The following is a 14,831-nucleotide window of genomic DNA, read 5'->3' as shown; positions in this document are numbered from 1 at the left end:
GCGGAGCCACACTGGCGAACGGCTTCGAATGACATTCGGCGTGAAAGTGAACAAACGTCTCAAAGAAAGGCAGTTCCTGGACAGGTAATAATATCCCGCTCAGGTATCGCCGGAAGCCCTGCCAAGTGTAGATATCAGCGGTAATTGGCAGGTAGCCGTCAGCGCTTAATGGCACGTAGTGGTCTGGTCACGTTACACCAATCACAAGGGTGCTCCTCGCTGCCTCGACCACATCCTCTGTGATCGCGTTCATGCCATTGATCCGAAGGATGCGCTCGATCTGGACAAAGAGTCGATGCAGCAGGCAGAAATTGCCGCCCGTGATCCGGACGATGGCAGCGACGGCGTGGGCGTCAGTGAAGTCCGCTTCATCCATGGCAAGCCCGAGGTCGCGCCAGCGCCGCGTCAGCACGAAGGTCAGCTCCTGATCCTGTAATGGCCGGTACTGGTGGGCGAAGCAGACCCGACTGAAAAGCTGCGGGTAACGCGCCATGCGTTTTTCGATGCCGGGCATCCCGATCAGGATCAGCCCGACCCCGTGGCGGTCGAACAGGTCGCGCATGTATTCCAGCCCGGTCTTGGACAGGCGCTCCGCCTCGTCCACAATCAGCAGTTCGACACAACGCTTCCGGCGGGTCTCGGCCAAGGCGCCCGGCTTCGGACGGACATGCTGGTCATGCAGATATCCCCTCGGTTCATGAGGAGCGGGAGGTCGTGGCGCAGCTCGCGGAAAGCGCAGCCGACATTCGGCGTATAGAATGCGGCTCGCGAGCGGGCGCTACGCGATGCTGGATGACGGCATGGGCTTCAGCCTGGTGCCGTGGCGGCCGGTAATCGAACCACAGCTGGGGCAGCAGATCGCCGCAACGGTGCGCGGCGGCGGGGTGTTGTGGGAAATCGGGCGACAGCGCGACATAGGTATTGCGTGAGATGGCGCAGAACCGAGCACCGGCGCAAGAGTGACTGTCGGCTGCTGTGCAGCCCGCCGTGTCCTGGCGCTATTCTCGTATGCTGATCCGTTCCATCCAGGCAAACAGTTCGTCCAGATCGTAGTCGCCGCTGTGCGGGCGATCCCAGGGCAACGCCAGATCAACGGCATAGCCCTTGTTCTGTAATGTCGCCGCGAGGATGACGGGCACGGCCAGCGAGGTGTCACGATCCTTGGTGCCGTGGCGGATTCGCCAATGCGGCGAGGTGCTGGCGTCGGCCGCGCCAATGTAGCGAAGCGGGTTCATCATCTTCACCGTCGCCGCATCGGCCAGCGTCGCGCCAGCGGCCGTACTGCGGCGCTGGGAGAAAGTGGTGAAATGCTGCTTGTCTATCGTCTCCGTGCCGAACAACTGGTTTTCACCGCTGCTCAGGTCTAGCGCGTCGAAAGCCGGCGGCAACTTCTGGCGACCCGCATAGCGCACATAGCGGTCGAAATCGAGGCTCGTCACCTTGCCGTTTGCCACGGTCAGCCAGTCCAGCGCCGAGAGGTTCTGCCCAGCGTCCAGCGCCGTCTGCGCGGAAGCGATGACCAGCAACTTGATGTAGGTTTTGAAACTGCCATTGCCAGCCGCGTCCAGCGTCAATGCCTGCCCTTGTGGTTCGCGCAATCCCAAGCTGTCGAGATAGGCGGGGAACTGTGCCTTGAGTGCATCGGATATGTCGATCTGCGCGGTCGTCAGGGTGCCCGCGACTTCCCGGCGCTGGACGTTGTAATCCAGCATCGACATGTCGAACTTCTTGTAGTCGTTGACGCCGTTGAATTGCCACTCGTAGGCACTGTCTGCGTGCTCCAAGTTGGTGATCGGGCAATAGGCCGAGACGGCGAAGATGTTGTCGCGCGCGGGTGCGGCACCGAGCGCCTTCAGATATGGCTCATAGTCGGCGCTATTGCCGCTGGCACCGAGCAACGCCGACAGCGCACCGCCGGCGCTGGTGCCGTTGGAAATGATCTTCTCGGCATCGCCAGGTATGCGCGCGTCGTTGTAACGCAGATAGCGCACCGCAGCCTTGAGATCGACGATAGCCGCAGGCGCCTTGCCGGTGTACGTGCCGCCGGCATCCTGGGTGGTGCGGCCGCGTGCGCCGGGCGAGGCCACGACATAGCCCTTGGACAGCGCCACGGCGATGGCACTGACACGGGTTTCCCCGGCGCCGGGGCCGTTTGCGCCGGCCGACCGTATTCCCTCGGGCGGTATGCTTTGGGGCGTGCGCCCGGCGCCTGCCGGCGATGCCGCCATTCCGCCGCGTGCTCCCGCGCCCGGTGGCAGGTCGCGTCTGCCCTCTGGCGTGCCCGGCTGGCTGGGCATGTAGCCGCCGACCTGGTTGGGGAAGAAGATCGGCGCCGTTCGGGCGTCGAACGCACCGACGCGCTCGTCGTGGAAATACGCCTCGGGGACGTAGATGTTCATGACCTGATAGGTCGTGTCCACCGGACTGGCGACGTAGACGACGTTTTCGTAGGCACGCACTGCGGTGGCCTTGCCGTCCACGACGACGGAGCGCGCCTCGTACCGATCCATGGGGAATTCAAGACCGGACGATTGGGTTTCGCGACCGTCCTTGATCGCGAGCGACGTGGTGCCGGTGCATCCGGCAAGCAAGCTCATCATCAAGACGGCGCATCCGGCAAGGGAGATCGGTTTTGGCCAATACATTGCTTCATTACTCCGAAAAGGATTGGTCATGGCGATGACTTGATTCACGCCGTTGCGTTGTCTGTTCTGACAGGGCGCGCTTGAGAACATTGAAAACCCGGTCATCCGTGGATTGCGCCACATTGAAGCGCAAGAAGTCCTGCGCGCTCAGTGACTGGCTGAAAGCATTGCCTGGCGCCAGCACCACACCGTCTTTCAGGCATGACCTGGCAATGGCAGCGGCATCTATGCCCTCCGGCAATCGGCACCAGAGGAACATGCCCGCCTGGGGAACAATCCAGGGTGTGATGCCGATGGCTTCGAGCCGGGCAATCGTCCTCACCATTTCCTCTGCCAGCCGCAGCCGTACCGTCTCCATGTGCTTGCGGTAGCCGCTGTCGGTCAATGCAATCAGCACCATGTCGGCAGCCAGTCGCCCGCCGCCGAAGCTGGTGGCGATCTTCAAGTCAACGAGGTTTTCGATCCAGTTGGCTCGCGTTGCGATATAGCCGCAGCGCAGCGAGGCCGAGACGATCTTGGAAAAGCTGCCGATATGGATGACGCGCGAGAGGCCATCGAAGGCCGCCAGCCTCGGTGCTGGATTGGCCTCGAAGTCGGCGAAAATGTCGTCCTCGACGATGACGAGATCGGAAATGTCGGCCAGCTTCAGGAGCCGGTGCGCGATAACGGGCGATAGCGTCGCGCCCGTCGGATTGTGGATGCCCGAGTTGGTGATGTAGAGCCGGGGCGAGTGCTCCTGCAACGCGGCCGCGAACCTTTCCACATCCGGCCCGTGCGGCGTATAGAGCACGCCCACCACCTGCACGCGATGCGCTTTGAGCAAGGCATGGAAATTAAAGTAGCAGGGGTCATCCACGAGCACGGTATCGCCCGGCTCCAGCAGGAAGCGGCAAATCAGGTCGATCGCCTGCGTCCCCGACTCGGTAAGCATGATCTGCTCGGGAGCCGCCTCGATGCCGGCACTCGCCAGTCGCCGGGAGAGGAACTGACGCAACGCCGGGTGGCCCAACGGCGTTGCGTACTCGGCCAGCTCCAACGTATCGGCCCGCGCCAGGGCACGCAGGGCGCGGCGCATCCCTGCTTCGTACAGCCATGCGGCAGGCAACCAGCCGCAGCCCGGCTTGAGCGTGGTGGCGTCCGTCTCCAGCGACTGGCGTGAAACCCACAGCGGATCAACTTCCCTGTCCCGCTTGGAGCCAATCTGCGTCAGCGCCAGCGGAGCCACCGGCCCGGCCACATAGAAACCCGATCCTGGGCGGGAGGTGATGACGCCCTCTGCCGCCAGCCGTTCATAGGCTTCAACGACGGTTGAAACCGAAACCTGCATCGCACGCGCCTGTGCTCGCACGGAAGGCAGGCGCGTCCTCGGCAGGTAGGTGCGCGAAGCGATCCTCGATTGGATTTCCGCCATCGCCGCATTGATGCGCGTGCCACCCCGTTTCACTTTACCCCTCTCAACTGTACTGGCTTCATATACATAACAGTTTTTTCTAACCGTACCTGACTGTACCTAGCTATTATAATGTGTGATCAGGAGCGTGTCCTCCGATGTCTTCCTGGCTCGACGCCAGCCATTGCCATTCGAGTGGGCTCTGCGTCATTCCGCCACCGGGCACTGGTACCCAAGGTGCATCACGAGAGCGCCGGTCCGCCGGACGTGCACAGCCGCATCACCCGGTTCGCACACCCGTCTGCTCGACCCCATCCAGCCAGCGCGACATCACGTCACGTGCGGCACGCCGTAGGGCCACGCCGTGCGCCTGTGCCTTTTCGCGTAACTCGCGTGGATCGATCTGCGCTTGCCCTAGCTCACAGGCATGGCCTACCAGCCATTGCTCCAGCGCTGCCGGATCGGCTTCCAGATGGAACTGAAGGCCCAGTACGGCGTTACCCATCGAGAAGGCCTGGTGCGCGCACGTGGGCGTGCGGGCCAGATGCAAGGCCCCGTTGGGGATGTCGAATTGGTCGCCGTGCCAATGCAGCACTGGTACGCCGTCTAGCGCCGTCAGCGGGGAGGAGTGGCCTTCGGGGGTGAGCTTCAACGCGCCGAAGCCGATCTCCTTGACGCCCATCGGCGCGACACGCGCACCCAGTGCCCGAACGATGAGTTGGGCACCCAGGCAGATACCCAGCATAGCGCGCTGGCTGCCCAAGCGCTGGCGAATCAGCTCGACCTCGTTCGCAATGAACGGATAGCAGGCGTCGTCGAACGCGCCGATCGGTCCGCCGAGCACCACCACTAGATCGGGCGACAGCACGTCCAGCGACGCGAGGTCATTGATCGCCGCATCGACGTAGCGCACCGCATAGCCGCGTTCACGCAGTAGCGGCTCCAGCGTGCCGAGGTCTTCGAAGTGGACGTGCCGAATGGCGAGGACCGTGCGATTCATGGGTGTGTACTTTCAAAAGAGGGGGGGGGGAAGAAGCATCCGGCCAGTAGTCACTGTCGGGAGTACTGCGCGCACCAAAGATGGCTTGGCCGACCCGCACGACGGTGGCGCCTTCTTCGATCGCCACCGCGAAGTCGCCGGACATGCCCATGGACAGCTCATTCAACCCGACAGTGGGGGGGACATCCTGCCGTAGCCGGTCGCGCAGCGTGCGCAACCGCGCGAAGCAGGCGCGCACGCGGGCGGTGTCTGCCGAGAATATCGCTAGTGTCATGAGCCCTCGCACCCGCAACGCGCCGAAGACTGGCAAGGCCCGCAGGAAACCGGGCACTTCGTCCGGGGGCAGTCCAAACTTGCTGGCTTCGCCCGATGTGTTGACCTGCACGAACACGTCCAGCGACCGGCCTTTGGCCTGCAAATGGCGGTCCAGCGCCTCGGCGACGCGCAGGCTGTCCAGTGCCTGGAACTCCGTGGCGAAGCGTGCGACCCGCTTAGCCTTGTTGGTCTGCAGATGGCCGATTACCGACCAGCGCAGATCGGAGAGATCGGCCATCGCCTCCCACTTTCCATGCGCCTCCTGCACTTTGTTTTCACCCAGCAGGCGGCAGCCCGCCGCATAGGCGAGCCGGAGGTGGGCCACGTCAACGGTCTTGCTGACCGGCAGCAGTCGAACGCTGGCAGGATCGCGGTCCACGCGGGCGCAGGCGGCGGCGATGCGGTCTCGCACAACAGCGAGGTTGTACCGGAAGTCTTCCACCGATTCTGCGCGAGGCCAAGGTTCATGCCGAAGGCCGTCCACCGCATCGGCGGTATGGGGATGAGGGTTGAAAGTCATGTGAGAAATCGTAAAAATATTCTACAATTTGTCCTAGGACAAATTTATCATGCCGGGAGCCATTCATGCAAATCAAAGGTGAGACCGCATCCGACATCTTCGACAGCGTGCGTGCCCTGGTGCGCGGCGGCGACCTGTTGCCGGGTCAGGCTCTGCCCACGGTACGCGCGCTAGCTGCGACGTTGGGTGTGAATCGCAACACCGTGTCGCTGGCCTATCAGCGCTTGGCGGCGGCCAGGGTGGCTGTGACTCAGGGGCGGTTGGGTACGGTGATCTGCGAGCCGGCCGGTTCCGACGAACAGGAGGGCCTGCTTCCCGACTCTCCTTTGGTGGACTTGTCCAGTGGCAACCCGGCCCTGGCCTGGCTGCCGGACATCGGCGCCGCGATGGCCGGTCGGGCTTATCAGTCACGCCTGTACGGCGAGCCGCCCATCGGCCCCGCACTCGACACGCTGGGCCACTATTGGCTGGCCCCCGATTCGCCGGACGGCCTAGTCCTGAACCTGACCCACGGCGCCGTGGATGCCGTGGAGCGGTTGCTGGCCACTTACCTGGTGGCCGGCGACCGCGTGGCCGTGGAAGACCCCTGCTTTCTTGGCAGCATCAACACCTTGCGAACGCAGGGCCTGCAGGCGGTGGGGGTGCCGATGGATGGCGAAGGTATGCAGGCATCGGGATTGGAGCGCGCCTTGGCGCAAGGGGCGCAGGCTGTCATCGTCACGCCCCGCGCGCAGAACCCGACCGGCTGCAGTCTGAGCCCGGAACGCGCGCAGGCGCTGCGCGAAGTACTGGCCCAGCATCCGCACGTGTTGGTGATCGTCGACGACCATTTTTCGTTGCTATCGACGATGGCGTACTACAGCGTGCTGCCGGCGAACGCGAGGCGATGGGCGCTGGTGCGGTCGGTGTCCAAGATGCTCGGGCCGGACCTGCGGCTGGCCTTCGTGGGCAGTGATGGACACACCGCGGACCGACTGCGTCTGCGGCTGTCCGGCGGGACCACGTGGGTTAGCCATCTGTTGCAGGACGCGGTATCGGCCTGCCTGTCGTCAGCCAAAGTCGCCGCGCAGATCCAGCAGGCGCGGGATGACTACGCGCGGCGCCGGTTGGGGATGGCGGCAGTTTTACAGGCACGGGGATTACGGTGCAGCCTGCCTGCCGATGGGCTCAACCTGTGGTTGCCACTGCCGCACAGTGGCCAGGCCGTGGTCTCGGCCATGGCGCTCAGGGGCTGGTTGGTGCGAGCCGGGGATGCCTTCGGGATCGAGACACCGGCGCATGGCCTGCGCATTACGGTGTCCGGCCTGGAGCAAGACGCATTCCACACGTTCGGCGGTGCGCTGAGGCAAGTCATGGACGCGATGAGCGGCTGACATGGTCTCTAAGACCGCCAGGCACCCGCTGGCGACGCCTGCCGCTAGCATCAGCCGGCAACTGACCATCCACAGGACCGCCGGCCATTGCGACGGAGCATCTATTGACCACACCACCATCCCGGAAGTCGAGCGATGCAGGCCGCACGTCGGTGAGATGGAAATCTTGTAACCTTCCTCGAAGCGCAAAGGGATTATCCAGTAGTGCGTCAGCTTCTGCGGGACGAGCCGCGAAGTAGCGAAACTTCGAGGCAATGCTTCGGCGCTGGTGGTTTGTGCCTTCTGCAATACGATCCTGCTTGCGCTCCCGACGCGCCTATGTGGCACCTAGCCCTTGTGGGTGCTCTCGTTCCTAACGGCAAAAGGCAGAGCCAACCTGTTGTCACGTCACGTATTTCCGCCAAAGTGCGATGAGAACAAGGTGCTTGACACAGGCCATTTTTTATTGCCTTCTCGGCGAACAGCGTTCGCCAGAATTCAGCCGGAGCAGCCCTCGCGGCTGCCCGCCCCAAGCTATCCCAGCAGCCTCACGCCCCCCCTCTGCGTGAAAAGGGGCCATCCCGGCCCCATTGATTACTGGATGATGCCGCACGCCACGCGCGCCCCGCCGCCGCCCAGGGGCGCCGGGTGGTCAGAGTGATTATCGCCGCCGAAATGCACCATCAACGCATGGCCTCGCACCTCGTCGAGCGTCTTGATGCGTGGCGCCAGCACCGGATAGTCGGCGCGGCCGTCTGCGCTCACATAGATTGCCGGCAGGTCGCCCAGATGGCCCTGGCCGAACGGTCCTTCATGCTTGCCGGTCTTGTCCGGATCCCAATGTCCGCCGGCTGCCATGGCCGGCTCCATCTTGCCGTCCTTGCTGAGCGGCTCGCAAGACGCGTTCTGATGCACGTGGAATCCGTGAATACCCGCCGGCAACCCCGTCAGCGCCGGCTGGAACAGCAGGCCATAGGGCGTCTGCCGGATGCTCACCTCGCCCGCAGGCGCGGCCAGTCCCTGGGCATTCACAAGATGGATGGCTACCTTGATCGGGGGCTCGTCAGCCGCCCATGCGGATGTGGCAGCCACCAGGGCGGCCATTGCAATGATGTGTTTCATGGTCTCTTCCTATGGTTGGTAAAGCGCTCAACATTAGACGCATTACGGCTCCGGACCCAATGAAAGCCCAAAAATGTCGCTTAAGCTGGGCAGCATTCGAGATGAATACCTAGGCCGGACGTATGCACGCACCTGCCAGCATAGGGCCGGTCACGGCGATGGACAATGGGAAATGCGCCCTTGGCGCATCAGGTCAGCAAGCTGACTAAGCCTGACTGGCGGATGAGGACTCCAGCGCCAGCTTGCGCCCTTCCAGCAACATGGCATGGAAGTCCGCCGCCGGAACCGGACGCGAGAAGATATAGCCTTGCAGCTCGTTGCAGCCGGCTTCGCGCAGGAAATTGAACTGCTTTTCATCTTCCACGCCTTCGGCGATGACCTTGTGGCGCAATTGCTTGGCGATGCCGATGATGGCGCTGGCGATGGCGCAATCATTGGTATCGTCGGGAATGCCCATGGTGAAGGAACGGTCGATCTTGAGCGTATTGATGGGGAAACGCTTCAGGTAAGACAGGCTGGAATAGCCCGTGCCGAAGTCATCCAGGGAAATGGTGATGCCCAGGCCGCAGATCTTTTCCATGATGGAGATGACCCGGTCGGTGCTGTGCATGAGCATGCTCTCGGTGATCTCCAGTTCCAGCCATTCACCGCTGAGCATGTGCCGCTCCAGCGCCGCCCCCACGCGGTCGGGCAGCGAGCGGGTGAATTCGCGCGCGGTGACATTCAAGGCGATGCGGATAGGCGGCAGCCCCGCATCCTTCCATGCACGCGCCTGACGACACACCGCATCCAGCACCCAGTCGCTCAACTGCACGATCAGGCCGGTCTCTTCTGCAATGGGGATGAACTCGCCCGGCAGCAGCAAGCCGCGCTCCGGATGCTGCCAGCGCACCAGCGCTTCGGCGCCGGTGATGGCCAGGGTCTGCATGTCGACCTTGGGCTGGTAGTACAGCAGCAGCTCGTTGTATTCGAAGGCGTGCAGCAATCCGGTTTCGATGCGCAACAGGTCCAGCGTGTTGCGGTTCATCTCTTCGCTGTACCAGGCGTAGCCGCCTTCATCGTTCTCGCCCCCCTGCTTGGCGCGGTACATGGCGATATCGGCCAACCGCAGCAGAGTTTCGGTATCGGTGGCGTCTTCAGGGTAGAGGCTCACGCCGATGCTGGCGCCTACACGCAGCTCATGGCCGTCGATGAAGAACGGATCGTCGAACAAGGCCAGCAGCTTCTGGGCAACGTGACCCGGAGAATCCTTGTCGATCCCGAACAGCGCCACGGCAAACTCGTCAGCGCCCAGGCGGGCGACCACATCCTGCTCACGCAAAGCGCGGCGCAAGCGCATGGCCACTTCCACCAGCAGCATGTCGCCGGCGACGTGGCCCAGGGTATCGTTGATGGGTTTGAAGCGGTTGAGGTCGATGAACATCACGCAACCATGCATGTCCTCGTGCCGTGCTTCCTGCAGCGCCTGATCGACGGTGCGGGTGAGCAAGGTGCGGTTGGGCAGCCCGGTCAACGCATCGTAGTAGGCCAGATGATGGATCAGCTTCTCGGCATTCTTGCGTTCGGTGATGTCGTTGAGATAGCCGATCAGACCGATGGGATGACCGTTCTGGTCGCGCATGACCGACAAGGACAGGCTGGCCCAGAAGACCTCGCCCGACTTCTTGCGCCGGCGCACTTCCATCTCGCGCCCGCCGTGTTCCAGGAACAGGTCGTGCAGCGAATCTTCTTCGTCTTCATTCTCGTAGAGGAACAAGACATTGCGACCGATCGCCTCCATGGCCGAATAGCCGAACAATTGCTCGGCGCCGCGGTTCCAACTGGTGATGAAGCCGGCCGGGTCCATGGTGATCACCGACTCGTGCATCTGGTTCAGGATCTGGGCCTGCTGTTCCAGCTTGGCTTCGATCTGGTCCAGTGAGCGCACGCGCTGCTCGGTGTCGGCACGGCCCTGCATCAAGCGCCCCAGGAAGGCGGCCAGCATGGCCAGGCGCTGGCGCTCCTGATCCGAATACGGACGGGTCAAGGGCGGGAAGACGAAGTGACCGAACAAGGCGCCCTCGCATTGCACCGGCTGGCACAAGCCGCCTTCGACCGGTGTGCTCGCGCCGATCACATAACGCCCGCCCGGACGCTTGAGCAAGCCAGATGCAATACCTCCCAGCGCCGCATGCAGCGCCATGCCGTGCAGGTTCTGCATGGCATCCAGCAATGCCGAGCAGCACGCCAGATCGTCAGTACCTACGGAGGAAAGCATCGTAATCACGCCTCGGTGCTAACGCGTGTGGCCCAATTGAAGGCCTGGATGAGACAGCGGCAATACACCTCGGCATCCAGGCCGGCCGCATCCAGATCGGAATGGCGCAAGGGGATGCGGCCATCCTCTGAGCGCTCGACCACATCGAGCAGCTTGCCCAGGCGGCCGCTGCGGCGCACCAGGGCGTGGACGATGTCGACAGGCAGCTTGAGGGGCTCGATGATGTCGTTGAGCGGCATTCCCAGCAGGATGTCGAGCAGGGAGAACATGCCGATGATGAAGGCGCGGTCCAGCTCTTCCTGGGTGCAGTCGATACGCTGCGCCATCGCTTCCATCATCGCCGCGCGCGCGGCGGCGCGGGGTAGCAGCGGATTGGCCGACTCGTCGCCCGGGAAGCGGGCATACAGCAGCAGTTGCAGCCAGCGCTGCAGCTGGCGGCGGCCCAGCAGGTTGATGGCCTGGGTGAAATTGGTAATGTGCGCAGAGAAGCCGAAGGCGGCCGAGCTGACCAGCTTGAACAGCTGGTAGGACAAGGCCGGATCCTGCTTGAGCAGCGACTCCAGCTCATTGGCGTCGGCGTCGCGCGCCACCAGCTCCAGCAGCTTGAGCAGCCGCGCCCGCGAGATCGAATTCTTCTGCGACAGGCGGCTGTCCGGATGCAGCGCATAGTCGCCCGAGAACCAACGGAAGCCTTGCACCCGGCAAGCGTCGAACTGCACCGCATCGGCGACGTTCTCGGCCAGGTGCGGGCCGCGCAGGCCATGCAGCCACTGCGCTGTCTCAGGCAGCTTGCCGATGCTGGCGTCCAGGACGATCGATTCAACGAAGGGGAAGACGCTCGCGCCCTGCGCGGGCAGACCGTCGGCGATGATGGAGAAACCGCGGCTGTAAAGCCAGTCCAGCGCATCGATGCGGGCCGGATCGACACAATGCTCCACCGGCACCCGCAAAGCCAGCTGGCCTTGCGGGAATTGCTCGCGGAATGCCGGCGCAAAGCTGGCCGGGTCGCTCACGGGGATGATGCAGGTCAGGCCGCCGAGGGCCTCATGCAGCTCGAATTCGTTGAACAGTCTCGCCAACAGGGCGCTGCCATCTTCCACCGCCGGCGAAATATGCAGGGACAGCGCGGTCCAGACGTGATGCACGTCGGCAACGGGCTGCAAGAACACGAGCGGAAAGGGAAGGCTTTTATCCTGTAAGGCCATATTTTTAGCTTGGCGCGCCACGTTAGCCTGCCGAGGCGCCCTGACATGGTGAAAAACCCCAGAAAAGTTTCCCAGCAGAATACTTAATTAAAATTAAATTTTTGCTAAATATACCTGATAAAGCCCGCCTTGCAACAGTGCTTTATCCTGACAGGAAGATTTCCTGCAGGTCATTGAGAAAGCGCCGTCCCAGCGGGGTCGGACGGATCAGCGCGTGATCGCGGTACAACATGCCCTTGCGCTCGGCCAGGTCGAGCTGCTTGCCGATCTGGTTCAGCGCCAGGCCGGTGCGCTCGGCAAACAGGTTGGGCGGGAAGCCTTCGGTCAGCCGCAAGGCGTTGAGCATGAATTCGAAGCCCAGGGCGTCGCGACCGATCTCGGCCTCTTCCTGAATGTGAGTGCCGGCCTTGATGTGCTGCAGATAGGCCTGCGGGTGCTTGTAGCGCATCTGCCGCACGATGCGGTGCGGGAAAGACAGCTTGGAATGCGCACCCGCGCCGATGCCCAGGTAATCGCCGAACTGCCAGTAGTTCAGGTTGTGGCGCGCACGCCGGCCCGGCTGGGCATAGGCAGACACTTCATAGTTGCCGTAGCCGGCCTGGGTGGTCAGCTCGCCGATCATGTCCTGCATGTCGGCGCTGGTATCCTCATCCGGCACCGCTGGCGGGAACTTGGCGAACAGCGTGTTGGGTTCCAGCGTCAGGTGGTATAGCGACAGGTGCGGCGGCGCAAAGTCGATGGCGGTCTGGATGTCGGTGCGAGCTTGCTCCAGCGTTTGCTGCGGCAGCGCGTACATCAGGTCGAGGTTGAAGTTGTCGAAATTGGCATGGGCGATCTCCACCGCCTTGTGCGCTTGGCCGCCATCATGGATACGGCCCAGCGCCTGCAGGTGGGCGCTATTGAAGCTCTGGATGCCGATGGAGAGGCGATTGATCCCGCTTTCCCGGTAAGAACGGAACTTGTCGGCCTCGAAGGTACCGGGATTAGCCTCCATGGTGATTTCGATGTCGGCGTCCAGCGGCAACAGGGTGCGCAGGTCCGAGAGCAGGCGATCCAGCCCGGCCGCCGAGAGCAGGCTGGGAGTGCCGCCACCGATGAAGATGGAGTAGATCTTGCGGCCCCAGATCAGCGGCAGCGCCTGTTCCAGGTCCAGCCGCAAGGCTTCCAGATATTCCTGTTCGGGAAACCCGTCCTTGACCTCGTGCGAATTGAAATCGCAGTAAGGGCACTTGCGCACGCACCAGGGGAAATGCACATACAGCGACAAGGGCGGCAAGGCCGTCAATTGCAGGCTACCGGGCTTGAGAAAGGCCAGCGCCGCCTGGGCCGGCCCACTGGCGCCCTGCCCGGCCACAGCGGTGACGGGAACCGGTTTGATGGGGATCATTTCAGCTTCTCGACCAGCGCGCGCAGGGCCTGGCCGCGATGCGACACGGCATTCTTCTCGGACGCGCTCAGTTCGGCCGCAGTCTTGCCCAGTGCAGGCAGCAGGAAATACGGGTCATAGCCAAAACCACCCTCGCCGCGCGCCTGCTCGACGATCTCACCCTTCCAGACGCCATCGGCAATGACCGGCTGCGGATCATCGGCGTGACGCACATAGACCAGCACGCAGTAGTAATAGGCCGACTTGTCGGCATGGGCAGCGAGTTCGCGGATCAGCTTGGCATTGTTGGCGGCGTCGGACTTGGGTTCGCCCGCATAGCGCGCCGAATACACGCCAGGCGCACCGCCCAGCGCATTGACGCAGACGCCGGAATCATCGGCCAGCGCCGGCAGGCCGGTCAGGCGCGCCGCGTGACGCGCCTTGGCCAGGGCATTCTCGACGAAGGTGGCGAAAGGCTCTTCGGCCTCGGGCACGTCGAACTCGCCCTGTGGCCGCACGTCCAGCCCGATGCCGCCCAGCAGGCTGGCGAATTCCTTGAGTTTGCCGGCGTTGTTCGACGCCATCACGATCTTTTGCTTGGTATCCATGCTTGTCTGCTCGTTGGTTGCCAGGTGCGCTGCGCCTGGGCGAAAGCGCCGCGGCGCAATGAAAAACGCCATGTCCTGTTGCAACATGGCGTCCTCGATAGCGGCATTGTAAGGGCATTCGCGTCGGTGCGCCGACGCACACCCTGCCCGCCTTTACAACCCCAATTACAGCCCCAATGCCTGCTTCTGCAAGCCGTTGAGGGTGGCGATACCTTGCTGGGCCAGATCCAGCAGGGCATTGAGGGTGGCGCGATCGAACGCGGCGCCTTCAGCAGTGCCCTGCACTTCCACGAAATGGCCGGCGTCGGTCATGACCACGTTCATGTCGGTATCGCAGTCCGAGTCTTCCGGGTAATCCAGGTCCAGCACCGGCACGCCCTTGAACACGCCCACCGAGATCGCCGCCACGAAGTGCTTCACGGGAATGGTCTCGATCAAGCCCTGGGCCTTGAGGCCGGCGAAGGCGTCATACGCCGCCACCATGGCGCCGGTGATGGCCGCCGTGCGGGTGCCGCCGTCGGCCTGCAGGACGTCGCAGTCCAGCTGCAGGGTGCGCTCGCCGAAGGCTTCCAGGTCGAAGGCGGCGCGCAAGGCGCGGCCGATCAGGCGCTGGATTTCCTGGGTGCGGCCGGACTGCTTGCCCTTGGCGGCTTCGCGGTCCATGCGGGTGTGAGTGGAGCGGGGCAGCATGCCGTACTCGGCGGTCAGCCAGCCCTGGCCTTTGCCCTTGAGGAAGCCGGGCACCTTTTCCTCGATGGAGGCAGTGCAGAGCACCCGGGTATCGCCGAACTCGACCAGCACCGAACCCTCGGCATGCTTGGTGTATTGACGGGTCAGGCGCACCTCGCGCAATTGCTCGGGGCTGCGGCCGCTGGGGCGATGGGATGCTGTCATGAAAATCCTTGTATTGAGTACGAAAATGCTGGAAAACGGCGGCTGAGATGAACAATACGGCAGAAAATCCGCCATTTTTGATCTTTTGATGGCGCGCGGCGGCCAATCTTCTTTAAAATGCGGGCTCCGAGCGGGCATCGTTCGTTCCGGGCAGACC

The 14,831-nt window shown here is 63.2% G+C and carries 12 protein-coding genes and 1 pseudogene; 2 read left to right on the top strand and 11 right to left on the bottom strand.

All coding sequences use genetic code 11. The features are described from left to right. Nucleotides 1–187: 187 nt before the first annotated feature. A complete protein-coding gene (locus BGK68_RS17840) occupies nucleotides 188–646 on the bottom strand; it encodes an AAA family ATPase (protein WP_083657844.1) in 459 nt (152 codons plus the stop codon). A gap of 112 nt (nucleotides 647–758) precedes the next feature. Between BGK68_RS17840 and BGK68_RS17835 the strand changes: the two are divergent. Then, nucleotides 759–929, top strand: a pseudogene (locus BGK68_RS17835) (DUF3363 domain-containing protein); the annotation flags it as partial. 69 nt (nucleotides 930–998) lie between these two features. Here BGK68_RS17835 and BGK68_RS28370 read toward each other — a convergent pair. From BGK68_RS28370 to BGK68_RS17815, 4 genes are all read right to left on the bottom strand, one after another. Further along, nucleotides 999–2,693 (bottom strand): subtype B tannase, encoded by a 1,695-nt coding sequence (locus BGK68_RS28370; RefSeq protein WP_233149335.1) that lies wholly within the window; start codon nucleotides 2,691–2,693, stop codon nucleotides 999–1,001. After that, nucleotides 2,653–4,056, bottom strand: a complete 1,404-nt coding sequence (locus BGK68_RS17825; protein WP_075258185.1) for an aminotransferase-like domain-containing protein — start codon at nucleotides 4,054–4,056, stop codon at nucleotides 2,653–2,655. Before BGK68_RS17825 ends, BGK68_RS28370 begins: the two co-directional genes overlap by 41 nt. 259 nt (nucleotides 4,057–4,315) lie before the next feature. Next, on the bottom strand, nucleotides 4,316–5,035 hold the full coding sequence (locus BGK68_RS17820; RefSeq protein WP_075258184.1) for a glutamine amidotransferase: 720 nt from the start codon (nucleotides 5,033–5,035) through the stop codon (nucleotides 4,316–4,318). Next, nucleotides 4,962–5,870, bottom strand: a complete 909-nt coding sequence (locus BGK68_RS17815) for a YggS family pyridoxal phosphate-dependent enzyme (protein WP_083657842.1) — start codon at nucleotides 5,868–5,870, stop codon at nucleotides 4,962–4,964. The genes BGK68_RS17820 and BGK68_RS17815 overlap by 74 nt, the downstream gene beginning before the upstream one ends. 65 nt (nucleotides 5,871–5,935) lie before the next feature. Here BGK68_RS17815 and ptsJ point away from each other — a divergent pair, with 65 nt between their 5' ends. Then, complete coding sequence (gene ptsJ / locus BGK68_RS17810) at nucleotides 5,936–7,243, top strand: MocR-like B6 salvage transcription factor PtsJ (protein WP_075258183.1); 1,308 nt, start codon at nucleotides 5,936–5,938, stop codon at nucleotides 7,241–7,243. Between the two features lie 573 nt (nucleotides 7,244–7,816). Here ptsJ and sodC read toward each other — a convergent pair. The 6 genes from sodC to rph form a co-directional block, all read right to left on the bottom strand. Further along, the gene (sodC, locus tag BGK68_RS17805) at nucleotides 7,817–8,344 is read right to left on the bottom strand and encodes a superoxide dismutase family protein (RefSeq protein WP_075258182.1); all 528 of its coding nucleotides are present in this window, start codon (nucleotides 8,342–8,344) and stop codon (nucleotides 7,817–7,819) included. A gap of 205 nt (nucleotides 8,345–8,549) precedes the next feature. Beyond that, on the bottom strand, nucleotides 8,550–10,601 hold the full coding sequence (locus BGK68_RS17800) for a putative bifunctional diguanylate cyclase/phosphodiesterase (protein WP_075258181.1): 2,052 nt from the start codon (nucleotides 10,599–10,601) through the stop codon (nucleotides 8,550–8,552). 5 nt (nucleotides 10,602–10,606) lie between these two features. Further along, the gene (locus BGK68_RS17795) at nucleotides 10,607–11,806 is read right to left on the bottom strand and encodes an EAL and HDOD domain-containing protein (protein ID WP_075258180.1); all 1,200 of its coding nucleotides are present in this window, start codon (nucleotides 11,804–11,806) and stop codon (nucleotides 10,607–10,609) included. A gap of 142 nt (nucleotides 11,807–11,948) precedes the next feature. Continuing rightward, nucleotides 11,949–13,193 carry a radical SAM family heme chaperone HemW gene (gene hemW / locus BGK68_RS17790; RefSeq protein WP_075258179.1) on the bottom strand — a complete coding sequence of 415 codons (1,245 nt, stop codon included), beginning with the start codon at nucleotides 13,191–13,193 and terminating at the stop codon, nucleotides 11,949–11,951. Beyond that, complete coding sequence (gene rdgB, locus BGK68_RS17785) at nucleotides 13,190–13,780, bottom strand: RdgB/HAM1 family non-canonical purine NTP pyrophosphatase (RefSeq protein ID WP_075258178.1); 591 nt, start codon at nucleotides 13,778–13,780, stop codon at nucleotides 13,190–13,192. Before rdgB ends, hemW begins: the two co-directional genes overlap by 4 nt. Before the next feature lie 165 nt (nucleotides 13,781–13,945). Continuing rightward, nucleotides 13,946–14,674 (bottom strand): ribonuclease PH, encoded by a 729-nt coding sequence (gene rph / locus BGK68_RS17780; RefSeq protein WP_075258177.1) that lies wholly within the window; start codon nucleotides 14,672–14,674, stop codon nucleotides 13,946–13,948. Between the last annotated feature and the right edge of the window lie 157 nt (nucleotides 14,675–14,831).

This window comes from Herbaspirillum camelliae, from assembly GCF_001929405.1.
GTDB lineage: Bacteria > Pseudomonadota > Gammaproteobacteria > Burkholderiales > Burkholderiaceae_D > Herbaspirillum > Herbaspirillum seropedicae.
Note: the sequence above shows the minus strand (reverse complement) of the source record. Positions and strands in the feature narration are given on the sequence as shown.

Bases quoted from the DNA above. Each gene is read 5' to 3' on its own strand.
- BGK68_RS17825 (WP_075258185.1), bottom strand. From the start codon at position 4,056: ATGGCGGAAATCCAATCGAGGATCGCTTCGCGCACCTACCTGCCGAGG.
- BGK68_RS17820 (WP_075258184.1), bottom strand. From the start codon at position 5,035: ATGAATCGCACGGTCCTCGCCATTCGGCACGTCCACTTCGAAGACCTC.
- BGK68_RS17815 (WP_083657842.1), bottom strand. From the start codon at position 5,870: ATGACTTTCAACCCTCATCCCCATACCGCCGATGCGGTGGACGGCCTT.
- ptsJ (WP_075258183.1), top strand. From the start codon at position 5,936: ATGCAAATCAAAGGTGAGACCGCATCCGACATCTTCGACAGCGTGCGT.
- sodC (WP_075258182.1), bottom strand. From the start codon at position 8,344: ATGAAACACATCATTGCAATGGCCGCCCTGGTGGCTGCCACATCCGCA.
- BGK68_RS17800 (WP_075258181.1), bottom strand. From the start codon at position 10,601: ATGCTTTCCTCCGTAGGTACTGACGATCTGGCGTGCTGCTCGGCATTG.
- BGK68_RS17795 (WP_075258180.1), bottom strand. From the start codon at position 11,806: ATGGCCTTACAGGATAAAAGCCTTCCCTTTCCGCTCGTGTTCTTGCAG.
- hemW (WP_075258179.1), bottom strand. From the start codon at position 13,193: ATGATCCCCATCAAACCGGTTCCCGTCACCGCTGTGGCCGGGCAGGGC.
- rdgB (WP_075258178.1), bottom strand. From the start codon at position 13,780: ATGGATACCAAGCAAAAGATCGTGATGGCGTCGAACAACGCCGGCAAA.
- rph (WP_075258177.1), bottom strand. From the start codon at position 14,674: ATGACAGCATCCCATCGCCCCAGCGGCCGCAGCCCCGAGCAATTGCGC.